The organism is Burkholderia torrens (assembly GCF_984668525.1).
Map to the genome: position 1 here is coordinate 2,272,395 of NZ_OZ480211.1, position 20,150 is coordinate 2,292,544.

Genomic DNA, 20,150 nt, shown 5'->3' on the forward strand with positions numbered 1-20,150 from the left:
CAAACGTCAATTCTGGGCAAAACCCGCGGCCGTTTCCATGTCCACCGCAACGATCCGCGACACGCCCTGCTCCTGCATCGTCACGCCGATCAGCTGCTGCGCCATTTCCATCGCGATCTTGTTGTGCGAGATGAACAGGAACTGCGTCTTGTCGGACATCGCGCGCACGAGATTCGCGAAACGCTCGGTGTTCGCGTCGTCGAGCGGCGCGTCGACCTCGTCGAGCAGACAGAACGGCGCCGGGTTCAGCTGGAACATCGCGAACACCAGCGCGGTCGCGGTCAGCGCCTTCTCGCCGCCCGACAGCAGGTGGATCGTCGCGTTCTTCTTGCCCGGCGGCTGCGCCATCACCTGCACGCCGGCATCGAGAATCTCGTCGCCCGTCATAATCAGCTTCGCCTGGCCGCCGCCGAACAGGCGCGGGAACAGGTCGCTGAAGTGGCGGTTGACCTCGTCGAAGGTGCCCTGCAGCAGCGTGCGGGTTTCCTGGTCGATCTTGTGGATCGCGTCCTCGAGCGTCGTGATCGCGTCGATCAGGTCGGCCGACTGCGCGTCGAGGAACACCTTGCGCTCGCTCGCGGCCTTCAGCTCGTCGAGCGCGGCCATGTTCACCGGGCCGAGCGCGTTGATCGCGTTGTTCAGGCGCGTGACTTCGCCCTGCAGGTACGACGGCTTCAGGTCCGGCGTCAGCTTCGCGGACAGCGCGGCCTCGTCGACCTCGGCCGTCACGAGCTGCTCGGCGAACTGCTCGACGGACAGGCGCGCGGCCTGCTCCTTCAGCTGCAATTCGGTGATGCGGTCGCGCAGCGGCTGCAGCGAGCGCTCGGCCACGAGGCGCTGCTCGTCCGATGCGCGCAGCTTCGCGGTCAGGTCGTCGAGCTCGATCCGCGCAGCCTGCAGCGCCTCTTCCTTCACCGCGCGAATCTCGAGTGCGTCCTGCAGGCCCGTGTGCGCGGTCTGCTCGTTGATCGTCTCGAGTTCGGCACGCGCGTCTTCCAGCGACCCGGCGACGCGCTCGCTCTGCTCGTGCGCGACCTGGATGCTGCGCTTGAGCTCGTCGATCCGCGTCACCGCGTTGCGCGCGGCGAAGCGTGCATCGTTCGCGCCGCGCTCGAGGTCGCGCGCTTCCTGGCGCGCCTGCGTCAGCGATTCGTCGAGCGATTCGAACGCGAGCTGGTTGTCTTCGAAGCGTGCCTGCAGTTCGGCGAGTTCGCCGTCGAAACGCTCGAAATTCGCTTCCGACTCCGCGCGCAGCGCGCGCTGCTCTTCGATCTGCGCGCCGATTTCCTCGAGTTCCTCGCGGATCTGCGTGCTGCGCTGCGTGTAGCGTTCGTGCGCCTGCGCAAGCTTCAGCACGTCCATCTGCAGCGCATGCACGCGCTGCGTCGCACGTTCGGCCTGCGCGCGCACGTCGCCGAGCGCCTGCGTGGCCTGCGTGTGCGCAGCTTCCGCACGCACGGCGGCCGTGCGCGCCTCGTCGGCGAGCAGCGCCTGCGCGCGCACCTGGCGCGTCAGGTTTTCGATTTCCTGCTGGCGGGCCAGCATCCCGGCCTGCTCCGAATCGGCTGCGTACAGCTGCACGCCGACGCGCGTGACGACATGACCGGCCTTGACGACGAACGCGCCGCCTGCCGGCAGCTGCGCACGCGCGGCAAGCGCCTGGGCGACGTCATCGGCGACGTACACGTTGCCGAGCCAATCGTTCAGCACCGCGCGGATGCCCGCGTCGTCGATGCGCACGAGCGACAGCACCGGGCGCAGCCCGGCTACCGCGGCGGGCGCTTCGCCGGCCGCGGGCGGCGCATAGAACGCGAGCTTCGCGGGCGGCGCGTCGGTCGCGAACGCCTTCACCCAGTCGAGATTCGACACTTCGAGCGCCGCAAGACGCTCGCGCAGCACCGCCTCGAGCGCCGCTTCCCAGCCGGCCTCGACGTGCAGCTTCTTCCACAGACGCGGCAGCGCGCCGAGCTCGTGCTTGTCGAGCCACGGCTGGATCTTGCCTTCGGTCTGCACGTTTTCCTGCAACTGCTTCAGCGCGGCGAGGCGCGCTTCGAGCTGGTGGATCTGCGCGGCTTCGGCCTGCACGCGCTCCTGCGCGGCACGGCGTTCGCCGTCGAGACGCGGCACCGTTTCCTGCGCGTCGGCGAGGCGCGCCTGCGCTTCGGCGAGGATCTCTTCCTGCTCGGCGAGCTGCATGCGCAGCTCCTCGAGTTGCGCCTCGTCCGGCGCGTCGAGCCCGCCTGCCTCGCTCTTCAGGCGCTCGTGGCGCTGCTGAAGCTGCTGCAGCTGCTGGTCGGCGTTGCGCTGGTGCGCGGCTTCGAGCTTCAGCGACTGTTCGGTCTGCGCGATCCGCGCACGCTCGTCGTTGAGCTGCGCCTGCGCATCGCGCCACTTCGCTTCGAGCGCCGGCAGCGCGTCATGCTTCGCGGCTGCGTTGTCTTCGGCGAGCGCGGCCTTCTCGTCGGCCATCGCGCGCGCCTCTTCGGCTTCCTCGAGCTCGTCCTGCGACTTCTCGGCCTGCGCGCGCCATTGCTCGCGCTGCGCGTTCAGCGCGGCGATCTGCGCCTGCACGCGATTGCGCGATTCGACGATGAACTTGATCTCGGCCTCGAGGCGGCTCACCTCGGCATTCGCCTCGTACAGCGAACCCTGCGCGCCCTGCATCGCGTCGCTCGCCGCGTAGTGCGCGACGCGCAGCGTCTCGAGCTGCGCCTCGACCTCGCGCAGCTTCGCAGTCTGCGCCTCGAGGTCGATCTGCGCCTGCTCGATCGCGCGCTGCTGCTTCTGCTGCTCGCCGGCGGCCTCGTTCTTGCGCAGCAGCCACAAGAGGCGCTGCTTCTCCTCGCCGTCGGCGACGAGTTCCTTGTACTTGGTCGCGACGACGGCCTGCGCCTCGAGCTTCTCGAGGTTCGCGCCGAGTTCGCGGACGATGTCCTCGACGCGCGTCAGGTTCTCGCGCGTGTCGTGCAGGCGGTTCTCGGTTTCGCGGCGGCGTTCCTTGTACTTGGACACGCCGGCGGCTTCCTCGAGGAATACGCGCAGCTCTTCCGGCTTCGCCTCGATGATCCGCGCGATCATGCCCTGCCCGATGATCGCGTACGCACGCGGCCCGAGGCCCGTGCCGAGGAAGATGTCCTGGATGTCGCGGCGGCGCGCCGGCAGGTTGTTGATGTAGTAGCTCGACGTGCCGTCGCGCGTCAGCACGCGCTTCACGGCGATCTCGCCGTACTGGCCCCACTGCCCGGCCGCACGGCCGTCGGAGTTGTCGAAGATCAGCTCGACGCTGGCCCGGCTGCCGGGCTTGCGTGCGGTCGAGCCGTTGAAGATCACGTCCTGCATCGACTCGCCGCGCAGCTCGGAGGCGCGCGACTCGCCGAGCACCCAGCGCACGGCATCGATGATGTTGGACTTGCCGCACCCGTTCGGGCCTACCACGCCGACAAGCTGGCCCGGAACCTGGAAATGCGTGGGATCGACGAAGGATTTGAAGCCAGCGAGTTTGATCGAGCTCAGACGCACGGCGGTATCGGATGTGAAGAAGGTGTGAAACGGACGGGGCCGCGCTGCGCGGGGCCTGACGGCCCATGCGCGCGACGCGCCCCGGAATTCAAAAACGGGGCCGCGCGCATACAGCGTTGGGCCCCGCAAACGGCTTCCATCATACCATCGCGCGTGCGCCGTCCCGACTGTCGCCGGGTTTGCCCGGTGCGGGCGCAGCCCGATGGACCCGGCTAGACAGCAGCGTCGCCAGCACGATGCACACGCCGCCGGCCCATTCGCGCGCGGTCGGCAGCTCGCTGGCGAACACCCACGCCGACAGCGCGGTGATCACGATCTCGAACAGCATGATGATCGACGCCCGGTTCGCCGGCACCCGCGCGAGGCCGTATTGCACGAGCAGGTTGTTCGACGCCATTGTCACGCCGATCGCCGCGACGATCAGCGCGGCCACCCCGAGCTGGCCGCCCGCCGGCGCGGCCGGCAGCCCCTCGAACAGCGACGCGATCGCACCGAACACGGCCGCGCCGCCGAACAGCGTCGCGGTGCGCATTTCCGCTCGCATCTCAGGCAGCTCGCGGCTCGCCTTGATCACCAGCACGTTGCTCATCGCGAAACTCAGCCCGGCCGCGAGACCGGCCCATTCGGCCGGATTGGCCGGCAGCGGCAAGCCGAGCAACGGCGACCACAGCATCAGCATCGCGCCGCCGATCGACAGCGCCGCGAGGCCCGTGCCGGCCCAGGTCAGCCGCTCGCGCAGCAGAAAGTGCGCGTAGATCGCGGTCCAGGCCGGCGTCAGGTAGAACAGCAGCATCACGCGCAGCACCTCGCCGTGGATCGTGCCCCATACGAACCCGAGGTTCGTCACGCCGGCCGTCACCGCGATGCCCGGCAGCACCCAGTGCCAGCGCAGCGTCGCGATCGTGCGGTGCCGCGCGACGACCACGAACAGGAACGCCACGAGGCTCGTCAGTGCGCTCGCGAGCGTGCCCGTCACGCCGAGCGAAGCGAGGATCCGCAACGGATACCAGATCAGGCCCCATACCGAAGCGCCGATCAGGATGGCCAGCGTCGGCAGGCTGCCGCGTACCGCGTTATTCATCAGAATTTGCTCCGAGAAACCCCGCCATTTCCCCCAAGGGGACTTCCTTCGGGGCGGATGGCGGGAAGGAAAGGCGTGCTGTTGACAGGCAGCTTCTTCCGCGGGTTAGGATCACCGGCATGATCCTTGTCTATCGCTACCGGGTGAAATCGCTCAACGGACTGCTGAACAAGCAGAGCCGTGCGGTGAACTACGTCTGGAACTTCTGCAATGACACGCAAAGGCACGCGCTCAAGTGGAACAAGAAGTGGCCGACCGGTTTCGACTTGAATGTGCTCACGACCGGCAGCAGCAAGGCGCTCGGCATCCACTCCGGCACGATCAACGCGACGTGCGAGCAATACGCGAAGTCGCGCAGTCAGCACCATCGGCTCTACCTGCGCTATCGCGGCAGGAAATCGCTTGGCTGGGTGCCACTGAAGGGGCGTGACCTGAAGCGCGAGGGCGACGCGTTCCGTTTCGCCGGCAACACATTCCGCGTGTTTAACGGCCGGCTGCTTCCCGAAGGCAAGATCAAGGACGGGACCAACTTTGCGCAGGATGCACGCGGCAACTGGTTTCTCAACATCGTGATTGAGATGCCCGATGCTCAGGCCCGCCCGATCCGTTCCGGTGTGGGCATCGATCTCGGCCTGAAAGACTTCGCCACACTTTCGACGGGCGAGAAGCTGCCGAACGACCGGTTCGGCCAGCGAGCGGCCGATAAGCTGGCAAAGGCCCAGCGAGCGCGAAAGCACAAGCGACATATCGTGAAGCTGCACGCAAAGATCGCCAATGCCCGAGCCGACTTCCAGCACAAGCTCGCGCTCGATCTGGAGCGGCGTTTCGATTACATCGCGGTTGGCAACGTGTCGGCCGCAAGACTCGCCAGAACCAGGATGGCGAAGAGCGTCTACGACGCGTCCTGGTCGTCCTTCCGAAACAAGCTCCGCTACAAAGCGATCGCGCACGGGGCCACGTTCGAGGAAGTCGACGAAAGCGGTTCGACCCAGTCCTGTTCGGCGTGCGGGTCGCAAGACAGCACGACGCGGCCGAAAGGTATCGCGGGACTGCGAGTAAGAGAATGGGCCTGCAGTGGATGTGGTGTCGTGCATGATCGTGATATCAACGCTGCGCTGAACATTCTCCGATGCGGACGTGCATCGCCAGGTGTGGGAATCCTCCGCCTTTAGGCGGACGAGGACGTCAATTGGTTCGATACCCTTTATTCGACCGGCCCGGCTGCCGTTCCGGCAGGCCGTGACCGCTTTCCGTCACGCTATAATCGTCCGCTGCGACCCGCGCGCCACCGGCGCCCGTTCGCAGCCGCGCGGCACGCCCGCCGCTTCTTTCGCACCCACCGGCCGCGATGGCCGCTTCGCCCGTGAACCCTCGACTCGACCCGCTCCAGCCCTATCCCTTCGAAAAGCTGCGCGCCCTGTTCAAGGACGTGACGCCTTCCGGCGACCTCAAACCGATCAGCTTCGGCATCGGCGAGCCCAAACACGCGACGCCGGCGCTGATCCGCGACGCCGTGGTGGCCGCGCTCGACGGTCTCGCGTCGTACCCGGCGACGGCCGGCTCGGATGCGCTGCGCACGTCGATCGCACACTGGCTCGAGCGCCGCTACGGGCTGCCGGCAATCGATCCGGCCACGCAGGTGCTGCCCGTGTCGGGGTCGCGCGAGGCGCTGTTCTCGCTCGCGCAGACCGTGATCGACGCACGCCCGGCCGCGCACGGCGAGAAGGCGATCGTACTCTGTCCGAATCCTTTCTATCAAATTTACGAAGGCGCGGCGCTGCTGGCCGGTGCCGAACCCTATTTCGCGAACAGCGACCCGGCCCGCAACTTCGCGTGCGACTACGCGGCCGTGCCCGATGAAGTCTGGGCGCGCACGCAGCTGCTGTACGTGTGCTCGCCGGGCAACCCGACGGGCGCCGTGCTGACGCTCGACGACTGGCGCGAACTGTTCGCGCTGTCCGACCGCCACGGTTTCGTGATCGCGTCCGACGAGTGCTATTCGGAAATCTATTTCGACGAAGCGGCGCCGCCGCTCGGCGGCCTCGAGGCCGCGCACCGCCTCGGCCGCGGCTTCGAGCGGCTCGTGATGCTGTCGAGCCTGTCGAAGCGCTCGAACGTGCCGGGCATGCGCTCGGGCTTCGTCGCCGGCGACGCCGCGCTGCTGAAGCAATTCCTGCTGTACCGCACGTACCACGGCGCGGCGCTGTCGCCGGTCTGGCAGCACGCGAGCATCGCCGCGTGGAACGACGAGGCGCACGTGCGCGAGAACCGCGCGCTGTACCTGCAGAAGTTCAATACGGTCACGCCGATGCTCGCCGACGTGATCGACGTGAAACTGCCCGACGCCGCGTTCTACCTGTGGGCCAACGTGTCGCGCACCGGGCTGTCGGACACCGAGTTCGCCCGCCGCCTGTACGCCGACTATAATGTGACGGTTCTGCCCGGCTCGTACCTGGCGCGCGATGCGCACGGGTCGAATCCGGGCCGCGATTTCATCCGGATCGCGCTCGTCGCGGGCACCCCCGAATGCGTCGAGGGCGCGCAACGCATCGTCGATTTCTGCCGGGCTCTCGCGCGGTAATCGTCCATCCCGATCAATTCCATCCATCTCCTGCGAAAACGAACATGTCGCAACAACTTCAGCAAATCATCGATACCGCCTGGGAAAACCGCGCCGAGCTGTCGCCGAAGGCCGCGCCCGCCGACGTCCGCGAGGCCGTCGCTCACGCGATCGAGCAACTCGACAAAGGTGCGCTGCGCGTCGCCGAGAAGATCGACGGCAACTGGACCGTGCACCAGTGGCTGAAGAAGGCCGTGCTGCTGTCGTTCCGCCTGGAAGACAACGCACCGATGCCGGCCGGCGGCTACTCGCAGTTCTACGACAAGGTGCCGTCGAAGTTCGCGAACTACACGGCTGAAGATTTCGCCGCGGGCGGCTTCCGCGTCGTGCCGCCGGCCATCGCGCGCCGCGGCTCGTTCATCGCGAAGAACGTCGTGCTGATGCCGTCGTACACCAACATCGGCGCGTACGTCGACGAAGGCACGATGGTCGACACGTGGGCGACGGTCGGCTCGTGCGCGCAGATCGGCAAGAACGTGCACCTGTCGGGCGGCGTCGGCATCGGCGGCGTGCTCGAGCCGCTGCAGGCGAACCCGGTCATCATCGAAGACAACTGCTTCATCGGCGCGCGCTCGGAAGTCGTCGAAGGCGTGATCGTCGAGGAAAACTCGGTGATCTCGATGGGCGTGTACCTCGGCCAGAGCACGAAGATCTACGACCGCGAGACGGGCGAAGTCAGCTACGGCCGCATCCCGGCCGGCTCGGTCGTCGTCGCCGGCAACCTGCCGTCGAAGGACGGTTCGCACAGCCTGTACTGCGCGGTGATCGTCAAGAAGGTCGACGCGAAGACGCGTGCGAAGGTCGGCCTGAACGAGCTGCTGCGAGGCGACTGATGGCCAAGCCGCACACCGTGGTCGTCTACGGCATTCCGAACTGCGACACCGTGAAGAAGGCCCGCGTGTGGCTCGACGATCACGGCGTCGAGTTCGAGTTTCACGACTTCAAGAAGCTCGGCGTCAGCGCGCCGCTGGTCGAAGACTGGCTGAAGGACGTGTCGCTCGACGCGCTCGTCAACAAGCGCGGCACGACGTGGCGCGGCCTGGACGACGCGATGAAGGCCGCGGCCGAAACGAAGACCGGCGCGGTCGCGCTGATGATCCACAAGCCGTCGGTCATCAAGCGCCCCGTGCTCGTCGTCAACGGCCGCGTGAAATCGCTCGGCTTCGTGGCCGATCAATACGCGGCGCTGTTTGCCGCATAGGGTCGCCCGCGCTGCGCCTGCCGGCGCAGCCCGACGTCCTGTCGCTGCCGGCCACCGCGCCGGCATTTTTTATCGAAAGTGGTCCGAACCATGTCCGCCACCCTAGCCCTTACCGAACAGCTGATTGCCCGCGCGTCCGTGACGCCCGACGACCAGCACTGCCAGCAGATCATGACCGAGCGCCTCGCCGCGCTCGGCTTCGAATGCGAGACCATCGCGTCGCACGGCGTGACCAACCTGTGGGCCGTCAAGCGCGGCACCGACGGCCGCGACGGCAAGCTGCTCGCGTTCGCGGGCCACACCGACGTCGTGCCGACCGGCCCGCTCGAGCAGTGGACCTCGCCGCCGTTCATTCCCGCCCATCGCGACGGCAAGCTGTACGGCCGCGGCGCAGCCGACATGAAGACGTCGCTCGCGGCGTTCGTCGTCGCCTCCGAGGAATTCGTCGCGGCCCACCCCGGCCACCGCGGCGCGATCGCGTTCCTGATCACGAGCGACGAGGAAGGCCCGGCCACCGACGGCACCGTGAAGGTCGTCGAACTGCTGCAGGCACGCGGCGAGCGCCTCGACTACTGCATCGTCGGCGAGCCGACGTCGACCGCCGAGCTCGGCGACGTCGTCAAGAACGGCCGCCGCGGGTCGATGTCGGGCGAACTGGTCGTCAAGGGCGTGCAGGGCCACATCGCGTATCCGCACCTCGCGAAGAACCCGATCCACCTGCTCGCGCCGGCGCTCGCCGAGCTCGCCGCCGAGCAGTGGGACGAGGGCAACGAATACTTCCCGCCGACCACCTGGCAGGTGTCGAACCTGCACGCCGGCACCGGCGCGACCAACGTGATCCCCGGCCACGCCGACCTGCTGTTCAACTTCCGCTTCTCGACCGCCAGCACGGTCGAAGGCCTGCAGGCACGCGTGCACGCGATCCTCGACAAGCACGGCCTCGAATACACGCTGAAGTGGTCGGTCAGCGGCCTGCCGTTCCTCACGCCGCGCGGCGAGCTGTCGGGCGCGCTGGAAAACGCGATCCGCACCGAGACCGGCATCACGACCGAGCTGTCGACGACGGGCGGCACGTCGGACGGCCGTTTCATCGCGCGCATCTGCCCGCAGGTGATCGAGTTCGGACCGCCGAACGGCAGCATCCACAAGATCGACGAGCACATCGAAGTGCGCTTCGTCGATCCGCTGAAGAACGTGTACCGCCGCGTGCTCGAACAACTGATCGCCTGATGGAGCCCCGCATGACGACACCTTTTGCCACTGTCCGCGACCTGCTGCGCTACGCGGTCACGCGCTTCTCGAAGGCGAAGCTCGCGTTCGGCCATGGCTCCGACAACGCGTACGACGAAGCGGCCTACCTCGTGCTGCGCACGCTCGACCTGCCGCTCGACACGCTCGAGCCGTTCCTCGACGCGCGCCTCTTGCCCGACGAGATCGCGGCCGTGCTCGCGGTGATCGAGCGGCGCGCGACCGATCGCGTGCCGGCCGCGTACCTCACGCATGAAGCGTGGATGCACGGCCACCGCTTCTATGTCGACGAACGCGTGATCGTGCCGCGCTCGTTCATCGGCGAACTGCTCGACGACGGGCTGCAGCCGTATGTCGCCGATCCCGAGCAGGTCGGCGCGGTGCTCGAACTGTGCACCGGTTCCGGCTGCCTCGCGATCCTGGCGGCAAGCGCGTTCCCGAACGCCGAGATCGACGCGGTCGACCTGTCGGACAAGGCGCTCGAAGTCGCCGAGATCAACGTGCGCGACTACGGCCTCGAAGACCGCATCGGGCTGCACCGCGGCGACCTCTACGCCCCGCTGCCCGCCTTCCGCACCGACCCGGGCTCGCGCTACGACGTGATCCTGACGAACCCGCCGTACGTGAACGCATCGTCGATGGCCGCGCTGCCGCCCGAATACCGGCACGAGCCGGAGATGGCGCTCGCGGGCGGCGACGACGGCATGGACATCGTGCGACGCATCGTCGCCGAAGCGCACCGCTGGCTGCACGACGACGGCGTGCTCGTCGTCGAGATCGGCAACGAGCGCGAGAGCGTCGAAGCCGCGTTCGGCGGCCTCGAACTCACGTGGCTGCCCACCAGCGCGGGCGACGACGCCGTGTTCCTGATCCAGGCGTCGGACCTGCCGCGCAAGGCCTGAGTGCTTCCGGCCCGCCCGCCGTGCGGCGCACCATTGCGCCGCACGGTTGGGTAAGATGCGCGTAGGCGGCCGCCCGGCCGCCCGACTTCAGGAGTCCGTCACGCGCCCATGACCCTCGACTGGCTACATCTCGGCACCCTGATCCTGACCATCCACGTGCTCGGGATCGTCGCGGCATGCCACGCGATCATGAACACGCGCACGTCGCAAGGCGCGATCGCGTGGGCCGTCTCGCTCGCGGCCATGCCGTACCTGACGCTCGTGCCGTACCTGTTCCTCGGCCGCAGCAAGTTCTCCGGCTACGTCGACGCGCGGCGCCACGAGCTGGAAATGTTGCGCACGCACACGCCACGCTCGCCGTGGCGCGCCACCGACGCGACCGACGGGCCGGCCGCCGACGCGCTCGGCCAGGCCGCCGTGCTCGCGCTCACGCGGCTCGGCGGCATGCCGTTCCTCGGCGGCAACTCGGTGCGCACGCTCGTGAACGGCGACGCGACGTTCTCCGCCATCCTGTCGTCGATCGACGCGGCGCGCGACTACGTGCTCGTCCAGTTCTTCATCGTGCGCGACGACGCGCTCGGCCGGATGCTGCGCGACTCGCTGCTCGCACGCGCGGCGGCCGGCGTGCGCTGCTGCCTGCTGTACGACAGCATCGGCAGCTTCGACCTGCCGCACAGCTATGTCGACACGTTGCGCCGGGGCGGCGTCGAAGTCCATCCGTTCGCGACCAACCGGAAGTTCGTCAACCGCTTCCAGCTGAACTTCCGCAACCATCGCAAGATCGTCGTCGTCGACGGCAATCGCGCGTTCGTCGGCGGTCACAACGTCGGCGTCGAGTATCTCGGCGCGAAGCCGCGCCTGTCACCCTGGCGCGACACGCACATCGAGATCCGCGGCCCGGTGGTCGCGAGCATCCAGTACGTATTCGCCGAAGACTGGCACTGGGCCACGCAGAAGCTGCCGCCGATCGCGTTGCCGCCACCCGCGCAGCCCGGCGACGGCATGCATTGCCTCGCGGTGCCGATGGGGCCGGCCGACAAGCAGGAAACCGGCTCGCTGTTCTTCGTCGAATCGATCAATGCCGCGCGCGAGCGGGTCTGGATCACCACGCCGTATCTCGTCCCCGACGAAGCCGTGATCTCCGCGCTGAAGCTTGCGGTGATGCGCGGCGTCGACGTGCGCATCCTGATCCCGAGCCGGCGCGATCACTACGTGGTGTTCGAGGCGTCGAAGCTGTACGCGCGCGACCTCGTCGATGCAGGCGTGAAGGTGTTCCGCTACCGGCCGGGCTTCCTGCACCAGAAGGTCGTGCTGATCGACGGCATCGCCGCGGCGATCGGCAGCGCGAACCTCGACAACCGTTCGTTCCGGCTCAATTTCGAGGTGATGGTGCTGACCGTCGACCGCGCGTTCGCCGGCGAAGTCGAGACGATGCTCGATGCCGACTTCGCGCAGGCATACGAAGTCGATGCGAACGAATATCGCCAGTCGCCCGCGTGGCGGCGCATCGCGATGCACGTCGCGCGGCTGTTCGCGCCGATCCTGTAACGGCCGGGGCGGCGTCGGCGCCGCCCGCCACCCTCACAGCAGCTTGTCGATATCCGCGGCGATTTCGTCGGGCTTCGTCGACGGCGCGTAGCGCTTGACGATGCGCCCGTCGCGATCGACCAGGAATTTCGTGAAATTCCACTTGATCGCCTTGAGACCAAGAATGCCGGGCGCCTCGTCGGTCAGGTAGCGGTACAGCGGATGCGCATGATCGCCCTTCACGTCGATCTTCGCGAACATCGGGAACGTGACGCCGTAGTTGCGCTCGCAGAACGCGCCGATCTGCGCGGCGTCGCCCGGCTCCTGCTTGCCGAACTGGTTGCACGGGAAACCGAGCACGAAGAAGCCGCGCGCCGCGTACTGGTCGTACAGCTTCTGCAGGCCCGCGTACTGCGGCGTGAAACCGCACTCGCTCGCGGTATTGACGATCAGCAGCACCTTGCCGCGATACGCGTCGAGCGATACCGGCGCACCGGCGAGCGTCTCTGCGCTGAACGAATACAGGGTGGACATCGGGCACTCCTTTTATGAAACCGGATCGACGTGGAGTCTAGGCGAAATTGCGCCGTTGCGGCATCCGCCGAGCGGCCGATGCCCGGCGCGACCGGCGCGCAGTCTAGAATAGCGGTTTTGGCCAGTCATTTCCGCCGTGATCCGTTTCAATCAGTTCAGCCTTGCACGCGGCACCAAGCCGCTGTTCGAGTCGACCTCGTTCGTGCTCAATCCCGGCGAGAAAGCCGGCCTGATCGGCGCGAACGGCGCCGGCAAGTCGACGCTGTTTTCCGTCCTGCGCGGCGAGCTGCATTCCGACGGAGGCGATTTCTCGATGCCGCCGTCGTGGCGGATCGCCCATGTGTCGCAGGAAACGCCCGCCGTCGAGCGCTCGGCGCTCGACTACACGCTCGACGGCGACGCCGCGCTGCGCGAGATCGAGGCGCGCATCGCAGCCGCTTCGGCCGCGCATGACGGCGCCGCCGAGGCCGACGCGCACGCGGCGTTCGCCGACGCCGACGGCTACACCGCGCCGGCCCGCGCCGAGGCGCTGCTGCTCGGCCTCGGCTTCACGCTCGCGCAGACGCGCGAATCCGTCGCCAGCTTCTCCGGCGGCTGGCGCATGCGCCTGAATCTCGCGCAGGCGCTGATGTGCCGCTCCGACCTGCTGCTGCTCGACGAACCGACGAACCACCTCGACCTCGACGCGATCGTCTGGCTCGAAGATTGGCTGCACCGCTACCCCGGCACGCTCGTCGTGATTTCGCACGACCGCGAATTCCTCGACTCGATCTGCAACGTCACGCTGCACCTGGAAAACCGCCAGGTGAAGCGCTACGGCGGCAACTACTCGCAGTTCGAAGTGCTGCGCGCGCAGCAACTCGCGCTGCAGCAAAGCGCCTACGAAAAGCAGCAGAAGACGATCGAGCACCTGCAGAGCTTCGTCGACCGCTTCAAGGCCAAGGCGACCAAGGCCAAGCAGGCGCAGAGCCGGATGAAGGCGCTCGAGAAGATGGAGCTGATCGCGCCCGCGCACGTCGCGTCGCCGTTCACGTTCGAATTCCGCACGCCCGACGCCGCGCCGAACCCGATGATGGTGATGGAAGACGTCCGCTGCGGCTACCATGCCGACGACGGCGCGGAAATCCCGATCGTCGAGCGCGTCGCGCTGTCGATCCAGAACGGCCAGCGCATCGGCCTGCTCGGCGCGAACGGCCAGGGCAAGTCGACGCTGATCAAGACGCTGGCCGGCACGCTCGCGCCGCTGTCGGGCCACGTGCGCGACGGCAAGGGTTTGACGATCGGCTATTTCGCGCAGCACCAGCTCGAAACGCTGCGCGAGGACGATTCGCCGCTCGCGCACCTGGCGCGGCTCGCACCCGACACGCGCGAGCAGGAACTGCGCGACTTCCTCGGCGGCTTCAATTTCTCGGGCGACATGGCGACGAGCGCGGTCGGCCCGTTCTCGGGCGGCGAAAAGGCGCGCCTCGCGCTGGCGCTGATCATCTGGCAGAAGCCGAACCTGCTGCTGCTCGACGAACCGACGAACCACCTCGATCTCGAAACGCGCCACGCGCTGACGATGGCGCTCGCGCAGTTCGAAGGCACGCTGATCCTCGTGTCGCACGACCGCCACCTGCTGCGCGCAACGACCGACCAGTTCATGCTGGTCGCGAAGCACCGGCTGCAACCGTTCGACGGCGACCTCGACGACTACCGCGACTGGCTGCTGCAGCACGCGGCCGAGCAACGCGCGGCCGCGAAGGCCGACAGCGCGGCGTCGCCGGGTGCAGGCGCCGCGGCCAACCGCAAGGACCAGAAGCGGCAGGCCGCCGAGGAACGGCAACGCCTGTCGGTCTTGAAGAAGCCGCTGCAGAACCGGATCACGAAGCTCGAAAAGGAAATGGAGACGCTGCACGCGGAGAAGGCGCGCCTCGACGCGTTCGTCGCCGATCCGGCGAGCTACGAGGCCGAGCGCAAGACCGAGCTGACCGACGCGATCCGCAAGCTCGGCGACGTCAACACGCGCCTCGAGACGGTCGAGGCCGACTGGCTCGCCGCGCAGGAAGAACTCGAGCAGATCGGCTGAGGCTGGATGCCGCGGCGGCGGAGCCGGCCGAAACGCACGCACGGCGTGCCGGCTGCCGCCGTGATTCGACACCCCGCCGGGCCTTGTCCGGGCCCAGATACGACAAGGCCGGGCGCACGGGCCCGGCCTGCTGACTGGACTGCCGCTGCCCGGCAGTTCGCCGCGCCGCCGGCTCAGCGCCGCGGCAGCGTATCGCGCGGCATCTGCTCGTCGTCGCTCATCAGGTGCCGGCGCCCTTCGGTCGGCCGCCGGATCGCGGCAGCGACTTCCGCTTCGGTCACGTCCTCGGACACGACCTTGCGCGCGAGGCGCCCTTCGTCGTCGATCCATTCGACGATCCGGCATCCGCCGCCCCACGGCTGGCGAATCGGCTCCGACACGCGGCAGCCGCGCAGGTTGTAAAGGCGTCCGCCCGGCGCTTCCCCATACGATTTCAACATAGGTTCCCTTCGCATTGCGCGGTTCGACAATCCGGCAAAGGATAGGGAAAAGCGATGTCCGGCGGGTTACAGCAGCCTACATATTCTTTACAACGAATTACGCGCCAGAACGCCTGCAGGCATGCCAGGCGTGCCGGCGCGGCCGGTCACTCGAGATCGCGCACGCGGTCGATCGCCTGCTCGAGCCGATCGACGGCCATCACGTTCAGCCCTTCGATCGGCTGCTTCGGCGCATTCGCCTTCGGAATCAGCGCGGACGTGAAGCCGAGCTTCGCCGCCTCGCGCAGCCGCTCCTGCCCGCGCGGCGACGGCCGGATCTCGCCCGCCAGCCCCACTTCGCCGAACACGATCAGCCCCTTCGGCAGCGCCTTGTTGCGCATCGACGAATGGATCGCGAGCAGCACCGCGAGGTCGGCCGCCGGCTCGGTGATCTTCACGCCGCCCACCGCGTTGAGGAACACGTCCTGGTCGAAGCACGCGATGCCCGCATGCCGGTGCAGCACCGCGAGCAGCATCGCGAGCCGGTTCTGTTCGAGGCCGACCGCGAGCCGGCGCGGATTCGGCACGTGCGCCGTGTCGACGAGCGCCTGGACCTCGACGAGCAGCGGCCGCGTGCCTTCCTGCGTGACCAGCACGCACGAGCCCGGCACGACCTGTTCGTGCTGCGACAGGAACAGCGCGGACGGATTCGCGACGCCGCGCAACCCGCGCTCGGTCATCGCGAACACGCCGAGTTCGTTGACCGCACCGAAACGGTTCTTGAACGCGCGCACGAGCCGGAACGACGAATGCGTGTCGCCTTCGAAGTACAGCACCGTGTCGACGATGTGCTCGAGCACGCGCGGGCCGGCCAGGTTGCCTTCCTTCGTCACGTGACCGACCATGATGATCGCGGTGCCCGACTGTTTCGCGATGCGCGTGAGCTGCGCCGCGCATTCGCGCACCTGCGCGACCGAGCCCGGCGCCGACGTGAGCGCTTCCGAATAGACAGTCTGGATCGAGTCGATCACGGCCACGTCCGGCCGCTCCGCGTCGATCGCAGCCTGGATCTTCTCGAGCTGGATCTCGGCGAGCAGCTTCAGTTCGTCCGCCGGCGCACCGCCGTCGAGCAGCGCAAGCCGTTGTGCGCGCAACGCGATCTGCGCGGCCGATTCCTCGCCGCTGATATAGAGCGCGCGCCGCTCGCTCGCGATGTCCGCGAGCGACTGCAGCAGCAGCGTCGACTTGCCGATGCCGGGATCGCCGCCGATCAGCACGACGCCACCCGGCACCAGCCCGCCGCCGAGCACGCGGTCGAATTCGCCGATGCCGGTCGAGAAGCGCGGCACGTCGGCCGCCTCGATGTCGACGAGGCGCTGCACGGGCGCCCGCTTCGCGAGCGACTGGAAACGATGGGCAGCGGGCGCTTCGGCGACCGATTCGACCAGCGTATTCCACGCCTGGCACGACGGGCACTGGCCCTGCCACTTCGGGGTCTGTCCGCCGCACTCGCTGCAGACATAAACGGTTTTCTGTTTGGCCACGCGCGACGCCCTTATTCCGCTCGCACGGGCACGCGGCCGGCGACCGCGCACATCAGCTCGTAACCGATCGTCCCGCACTGGCGGGCGACGTCGTCGATCGGCAGCGCGTTGCCCCACAGCTCGACGCGCGCACCGACACCGGCCTGCGGGCACGGGGTCAGGTCGACGGTAATCATGTCCATCGACACGCGGCCGACGATCCGCGTACGGATGCCATCGACGATCACCGGCGTGCCTTCGGGCGCGACGCGCGGATAGCCGTCTGCATAGCCGCACGCGACGACGCCGATCCGCATCGGCGCCTGCGCAGAGAACGTCGAGCCATAGCCGATCGCCTGGCCCTTCCCGATCGTCTGCACCGCGATCAGCTCGGACGCGAGCGTCATCGCGGGCTTGAGCCCTGTGTCGGCGATATCGGCCGACAGCCCGGACGGCGACGCGCCATACAGCACGATGCCCGGCCGCACCCAGTCGAAGTGCGTGTCCGGATGCCACAGCACGGCCGCCGAATTCGCGAGGCTGCGCGCGCCGGCGATGCTTTCAGCGCCGCGCTCGAAGGTCGCGAGCTGCTCGGCGACGCCGCGCTCGTTGTCGGCGTCCGAAAAATGGGTCATCAACGTGATCTGGCCGATACCGGGGCACGCGCGGGCGCGCTCCCACGCCGCACGGTACTTTTCCGGCACGTAGCCGAGCCGGTTCATCCCGCTGTTCATCTTGAGCTGCACGTTGACCGGCTTCGACAGCCGCGCCGTTTCCAGCATCCGCATCTGCTCGTCGTTGTGGACCGTGGTGGTCAGGCTGTAGCGGTCGATCACGTCGATGTCGGTCGAGCGGAAGAAGCCTTCGAGCAGCAGGATCGGGCCGGCCCAGCCGAGCTCACGCAGCTTCACGGCCTCGTCGAGGTCGAGCAGGCCGAAGCCGTCGGTACCGCGCAGGCCCGGAAACGCGCGGGCGAGACCGTGGCCGTACGCGTTGGCCTTGACGACCGCCCAGACCTTGGACGGGCCGGCAAAGCGGCGGACGACGGAGAGATTGTTCGCGAGAGCGGCGGTGTGGATGGTGGCGGAGATCGGGCGCGGCATGGGAAATTTACGTAAAGACGCTTGCGAATCATCAGCTTACCGCGCCTTTTGAGCACCGAAGCCGACAATTTGCGGAACGATCGGGGAATCTTGCTAGTCCGAATTGGCGTATTTTCATGTTATAAAGCCGTGCGCACAACCCATTTCGAACGGAATAAGCCGATCGCATACCAGGCGGCCTACGCGGCCCTGCCCCGGCGACGAAAGCATCGCATCAGATGAAAAAAGGTTTTTACACCATCATGGCCGCGCAGTTTTTCTCGTCGCTGGCCGACAATGCGCTCCTCATCGCCGCCATCGCCCTGCTGAAAGACCTCCACGCCCCCAACTGGATGACACCGCTGCTGAAGCTGTTCTTCGTGTTGTCGTACGTGGTGCTGGCGGCATATGTCGGTGCGTTCGCGGATTCGCGCCCGAAGGGCCGCGTGATGTTCATCACCAACTCGATCAAGGTGGTCGGCTGCATGATCATGCTGTTCGGCGCCCATCCGCTGATCGCGTACGGGATCGTCGGCTTCGGCGCCGCAGCCTACTCGCCCGCCAAATACGGGATCCTCACCGAGCTGCTGCCGGCCGACCGGCTGGTCGCCGCGAACGGCTGGATCGAAGGCACGACCGTCAGCTCGATCATCCTCGGCACCGTGCTCGGCGGCGCGCTGATCAGCCCGCACATCGCATCGCACGTGATCGCGCACACCCCCGACTGGATCGGCACGCCCGCCGAAGCCGCGATGGCGATCATCATGGCGATCTACGTGATCGCCGCACTGTTCAACCTGCGCATTCCCGACACGGGCGCCCGCTACCCGAAGCAGGAGCGCGGCCCGGTCAAGCTGCTCACGGATTTCGCCGACTGCTTCATGGTGCTGTGGCGCGACAAGCTCGGCCAGATCTCGCTGGCCGTCACGACGCTGTTCTGGGGTGCCGGCGCGACGCTGCAGTTCATCGTGCTGAAGTGGGCCGAAGTGTCGCTCGGCATGTCGCTGTCGGAAGGCGCGATCCTGCAGGCCGTCGTCGCGGTCGGTGTCGCGGCCGGCGCGATCGCCGCCGCCGCGCGCATCCCGCTGAAGAAGTCGCTGACCGTGCTGCCCGTCGGCATCATCATGGGCATCGCGGTGATGCTGATGGCGTTCTACACGCGCGACCTGTTCCCGTCGCACTGGGCCGTGCACTTCGGCCATCTGCGCATGCCCGTCTATCTGATCATCGCGTACATCTTCCTGATGTGCGTCGGCGCGCTGTCGGGCTACTTCGTCGTGCCGATGAACGCGCTGCTGCAGCATCGCGGCCACGTGCTGCTGTCGGCCGGCCACTCGATCGCGGTGCAGAACTTCAACGAGAACCTGTCGGTGCTCGTGATGCTGTGCCTGTATGCAGTGCTCGTTTGGCTCGACGTGCCGGTCGGCGTCGTGATCGTGCTGTTCGGCACGTTCGTCTGCCTGACGATGTGGCTCGTGATGCGCCGCCACCAGGCGAACCAGCGCCAGTTCGACTCGGTCGCACTGATCGGCGAATCGCGGCACTAAGGCTACACTTTCCGTTTCCGTCCGCCGGCGCCGGTCTTCGAACCGGCGCGTTGCCCTCATGACGCATCCGATCCCCAACATCCTGACGATCGCCGGCTCCGATTCGGGCGGCGGCGCAGGCATCCAGGCCGACCTGAAGACGTTTTCCGCGCTCGGCGCATACGGCGCGAGCGTGATCACCGCGCTGACCGCGCAGAACACGCGCGGCGTGACGGGCGTGCATGCGCCGGACGCCGCGTTCGTGACCGCGCAGCTCGACGCGGTGTTCGACGACATCCGCATCGATGCGGTCAAGATCGGCATGCTCGCGAACGCGGCGATCGTCCATGCGGTGGCCGACGCGCTGCGGCGCTACGCGCCGCGTTTCGTCGTGCTCGACACGGTGATGATCTCGAAGAGCGCGCACGCGCTGCTCGCGCCCGACGCGGTCGATGCGCTGCGCAACGCGCTGCTGCCGCTCGCGACGGTCGTCACGCCGAACCTGCCCGAAGCGGCCGCCCTGCTGGACGACGTGCCCGCCGCCACCGAGGACGACATGGTCCGGCAAGGCCAGGCGCTGCTACAAACAGGCGCGCGCGCCGTGCTGATGAAAGGCGGCCACCTGCCCGATGCGTCCGCGAGCCCCGACTGGCTCGTCGAAGCGGCGCGTACCGTGCGGCTCGACGGTGCGCGCGTGCCGGTCAGCAACACGCATGGCACCGGCTGCACGCTGTCGTCGGCGATCGCCGCGCTGCTGCCGCAACAGCCCGACCTCGAAAGCGCGGTGCGCGAAGCCAAGACCTACCTGACCGGCGCGATCGCCGCGAGCGGCCGCCTCGACGTCGGCCACGGCGTCGGCCCCGTCCATCACTTCCATCGCTGGTGGTAAGCGCCGGCTGA

Annotated in this window: 16 protein-coding genes; 10 read left to right on the plus strand and 6 right to left on the minus strand. The window is 67.7% G+C overall.

Annotation, left to right across the window (positions count from 1 at the left end; genetic code table 11):
- Positions 1 to 6: 6 nt before the first annotated feature.
- Together smc and AC5LXX_RS10460 are read right to left on the minus strand one after the other, a co-directional pair.
- Positions 7 to 3,519: a chromosome segregation protein SMC gene (smc, locus tag AC5LXX_RS10455; RefSeq protein ID WP_493409431.1), complete on the minus strand. Its 3,513-nt coding sequence runs from the start codon at positions 3,517 to 3,519 to the stop codon at positions 7 to 9.
- Positions 3,520 to 3,658: 139 nt separating this feature from the next.
- Complete coding sequence (locus AC5LXX_RS10460) at positions 3,659 to 4,600, minus strand: DMT family transporter (RefSeq protein WP_493409432.1); 942 nt, start codon at positions 4,598 to 4,600, stop codon at positions 3,659 to 3,661.
- Positions 4,601 to 4,719: 119 nt separating this feature from the next.
- Here AC5LXX_RS10460 and AC5LXX_RS10465 point away from each other — a divergent pair, with 119 nt between their 5' ends.
- From AC5LXX_RS10465 to cls, 7 genes are all read left to right on the plus strand, one after another.
- The gene (locus tag AC5LXX_RS10465; protein ID WP_493409433.1) at positions 4,720 to 5,772 is read left to right on the plus strand and encodes an RNA-guided endonuclease InsQ/TnpB family protein; all 1,053 of its coding nucleotides are present in this window, start codon (positions 4,720 to 4,722) and stop codon (positions 5,770 to 5,772) included.
- A gap of 176 nt (positions 5,773 to 5,948) precedes the next feature.
- Positions 5,949 to 7,181 (plus strand): succinyldiaminopimelate transaminase, encoded by a 1,233-nt coding sequence (gene dapC / locus AC5LXX_RS10470; protein WP_493409434.1) that lies wholly within the window; start codon positions 5,949 to 5,951, stop codon positions 7,179 to 7,181.
- 44 nt (positions 7,182 to 7,225) lie between these two features.
- Positions 7,226 to 8,053 carry a 2,3,4,5-tetrahydropyridine-2,6-dicarboxylate N-succinyltransferase gene (gene dapD / locus AC5LXX_RS10475; RefSeq protein WP_006478479.1) on the plus strand — a complete coding sequence of 276 codons (828 nt, stop codon included), beginning with the start codon at positions 7,226 to 7,228 and terminating at the stop codon, positions 8,051 to 8,053.
- The gene (locus AC5LXX_RS10480) at positions 8,053 to 8,421 is read left to right on the plus strand and encodes an ArsC family reductase (RefSeq protein WP_014896722.1); all 369 of its coding nucleotides are present in this window, start codon (positions 8,053 to 8,055) and stop codon (positions 8,419 to 8,421) included. Before dapD ends, AC5LXX_RS10480 begins: the two co-directional genes overlap by 1 nt.
- A gap of 90 nt (positions 8,422 to 8,511) precedes the next feature.
- On the plus strand, positions 8,512 to 9,651 hold the full coding sequence (dapE, locus tag AC5LXX_RS10485; RefSeq protein ID WP_124450606.1) for a succinyl-diaminopimelate desuccinylase: 1,140 nt from the start codon (positions 8,512 to 8,514) through the stop codon (positions 9,649 to 9,651).
- Positions 9,652 to 9,662: 11 nt separating this feature from the next.
- A complete protein-coding gene (gene prmB / locus AC5LXX_RS10490; RefSeq protein ID WP_493409435.1) occupies positions 9,663 to 10,571 on the plus strand; it encodes a 50S ribosomal protein L3 N(5)-glutamine methyltransferase in 909 nt (302 codons plus the stop codon).
- Positions 10,572 to 10,679: 108 nt separating this feature from the next.
- Positions 10,680 to 12,119 (plus strand): cardiolipin synthase, encoded by a 1,440-nt coding sequence (cls, locus tag AC5LXX_RS10495; protein ID WP_493400997.1) that lies wholly within the window; start codon positions 10,680 to 10,682, stop codon positions 12,117 to 12,119.
- Positions 12,120 to 12,152: 33 nt separating this feature from the next.
- Here the strand turns inward: cls and AC5LXX_RS10500 are convergent, their stop codons facing one another.
- Positions 12,153 to 12,632, minus strand: a complete 480-nt coding sequence (locus AC5LXX_RS10500) for a glutathione peroxidase (RefSeq protein WP_124450612.1) — start codon at positions 12,630 to 12,632, stop codon at positions 12,153 to 12,155.
- Between the two features lie 136 nt (positions 12,633 to 12,768).
- Here AC5LXX_RS10500 and AC5LXX_RS10505 point away from each other — a divergent pair, with 136 nt between their 5' ends.
- The gene (locus tag AC5LXX_RS10505; RefSeq protein ID WP_493409436.1) at positions 12,769 to 14,700 is read left to right on the plus strand and encodes an ATP-binding cassette domain-containing protein; all 1,932 of its coding nucleotides are present in this window, start codon (positions 12,769 to 12,771) and stop codon (positions 14,698 to 14,700) included.
- A 173-nt stretch (positions 14,701 to 14,873) separates the two neighbouring features.
- Here the strand turns inward: AC5LXX_RS10505 and AC5LXX_RS10510 are convergent, their stop codons facing one another.
- The 3 genes from AC5LXX_RS10510 to alr all read right to left on the minus strand — a co-directional run bounded on the left by AC5LXX_RS10510 (position 14,874) and on the right by alr (position 17,745).
- A complete protein-coding gene (locus tag AC5LXX_RS10510; protein ID WP_175904322.1) occupies positions 14,874 to 15,140 on the minus strand; it encodes a DUF2866 domain-containing protein in 267 nt (88 codons plus the stop codon).
- 146 nt (positions 15,141 to 15,286) lie between these two features.
- A complete protein-coding gene (gene radA / locus AC5LXX_RS10515) occupies positions 15,287 to 16,663 on the minus strand; it encodes a DNA repair protein RadA (protein ID WP_059233837.1) in 1,377 nt (458 codons plus the stop codon).
- 11 nt (positions 16,664 to 16,674) lie between these two features.
- Complete coding sequence (gene alr, locus AC5LXX_RS10520) at positions 16,675 to 17,745, minus strand: alanine racemase (RefSeq protein WP_493401000.1); 1,071 nt, start codon at positions 17,743 to 17,745, stop codon at positions 16,675 to 16,677.
- Between the two features lie 218 nt (positions 17,746 to 17,963).
- Between alr and lplT the strand changes: the two genes are divergently transcribed.
- Positions 17,964 to 19,271, plus strand: a complete 1,308-nt coding sequence (lplT, locus tag AC5LXX_RS10525; protein ID WP_493409437.1) for a lysophospholipid transporter LplT — start codon at positions 17,964 to 17,966, stop codon at positions 19,269 to 19,271.
- A 58-nt stretch (positions 19,272 to 19,329) separates the two neighbouring features.
- Positions 19,330 to 20,139: a bifunctional hydroxymethylpyrimidine kinase/phosphomethylpyrimidine kinase gene (gene thiD, locus AC5LXX_RS10530; protein ID WP_493409438.1), complete on the plus strand. Its 810-nt coding sequence runs from the start codon at positions 19,330 to 19,332 to the stop codon at positions 20,137 to 20,139.
- Positions 20,140 to 20,150: the final 11 nt, after the last annotated feature.

Excerpts from the sequence above, each read along its gene's own strand:
- cls (WP_493400997.1), top strand. The coding sequence starts at position 10,680 with ATGACCCTCGACTGGCTACATCTCGGCACCCTGATCCTGACCATCCAC.
- AC5LXX_RS10465 (WP_493409433.1), top strand. The coding sequence starts at position 4,720 with ATGATCCTTGTCTATCGCTACCGGGTGAAATCGCTCAACGGACTGCTG.
- alr (WP_493401000.1), bottom strand. The coding sequence starts at position 17,745 with ATGCCGCGCCCGATCTCCGCCACCATCCACACCGCCGCTCTCGCGAAC.
- lplT (WP_493409437.1), top strand. The coding sequence starts at position 17,964 with ATGAAAAAAGGTTTTTACACCATCATGGCCGCGCAGTTTTTCTCGTCG.
- dapC (WP_493409434.1), top strand. The coding sequence starts at position 5,949 with ATGGCCGCTTCGCCCGTGAACCCTCGACTCGACCCGCTCCAGCCCTAT.
- prmB (WP_493409435.1), top strand. The coding sequence starts at position 9,663 with ATGACGACACCTTTTGCCACTGTCCGCGACCTGCTGCGCTACGCGGTC.
- dapE (WP_124450606.1), top strand. The coding sequence starts at position 8,512 with ATGTCCGCCACCCTAGCCCTTACCGAACAGCTGATTGCCCGCGCGTCC.
- AC5LXX_RS10460 (WP_493409432.1), bottom strand. The coding sequence starts at position 4,600 with ATGAATAACGCGGTACGCGGCAGCCTGCCGACGCTGGCCATCCTGATC.
- AC5LXX_RS10500 (WP_124450612.1), bottom strand. The coding sequence starts at position 12,632 with ATGTCCACCCTGTATTCGTTCAGCGCAGAGACGCTCGCCGGTGCGCCG.
- AC5LXX_RS10510 (WP_175904322.1), bottom strand. The coding sequence starts at position 15,140 with ATGTTGAAATCGTATGGGGAAGCGCCGGGCGGACGCCTTTACAACCTG.
- dapD (WP_006478479.1), top strand. The coding sequence starts at position 7,226 with ATGTCGCAACAACTTCAGCAAATCATCGATACCGCCTGGGAAAACCGC.
- thiD (WP_493409438.1), top strand. The coding sequence starts at position 19,330 with ATGACGCATCCGATCCCCAACATCCTGACGATCGCCGGCTCCGATTCG.
- AC5LXX_RS10480 (WP_014896722.1), top strand. The coding sequence starts at position 8,053 with ATGGCCAAGCCGCACACCGTGGTCGTCTACGGCATTCCGAACTGCGAC.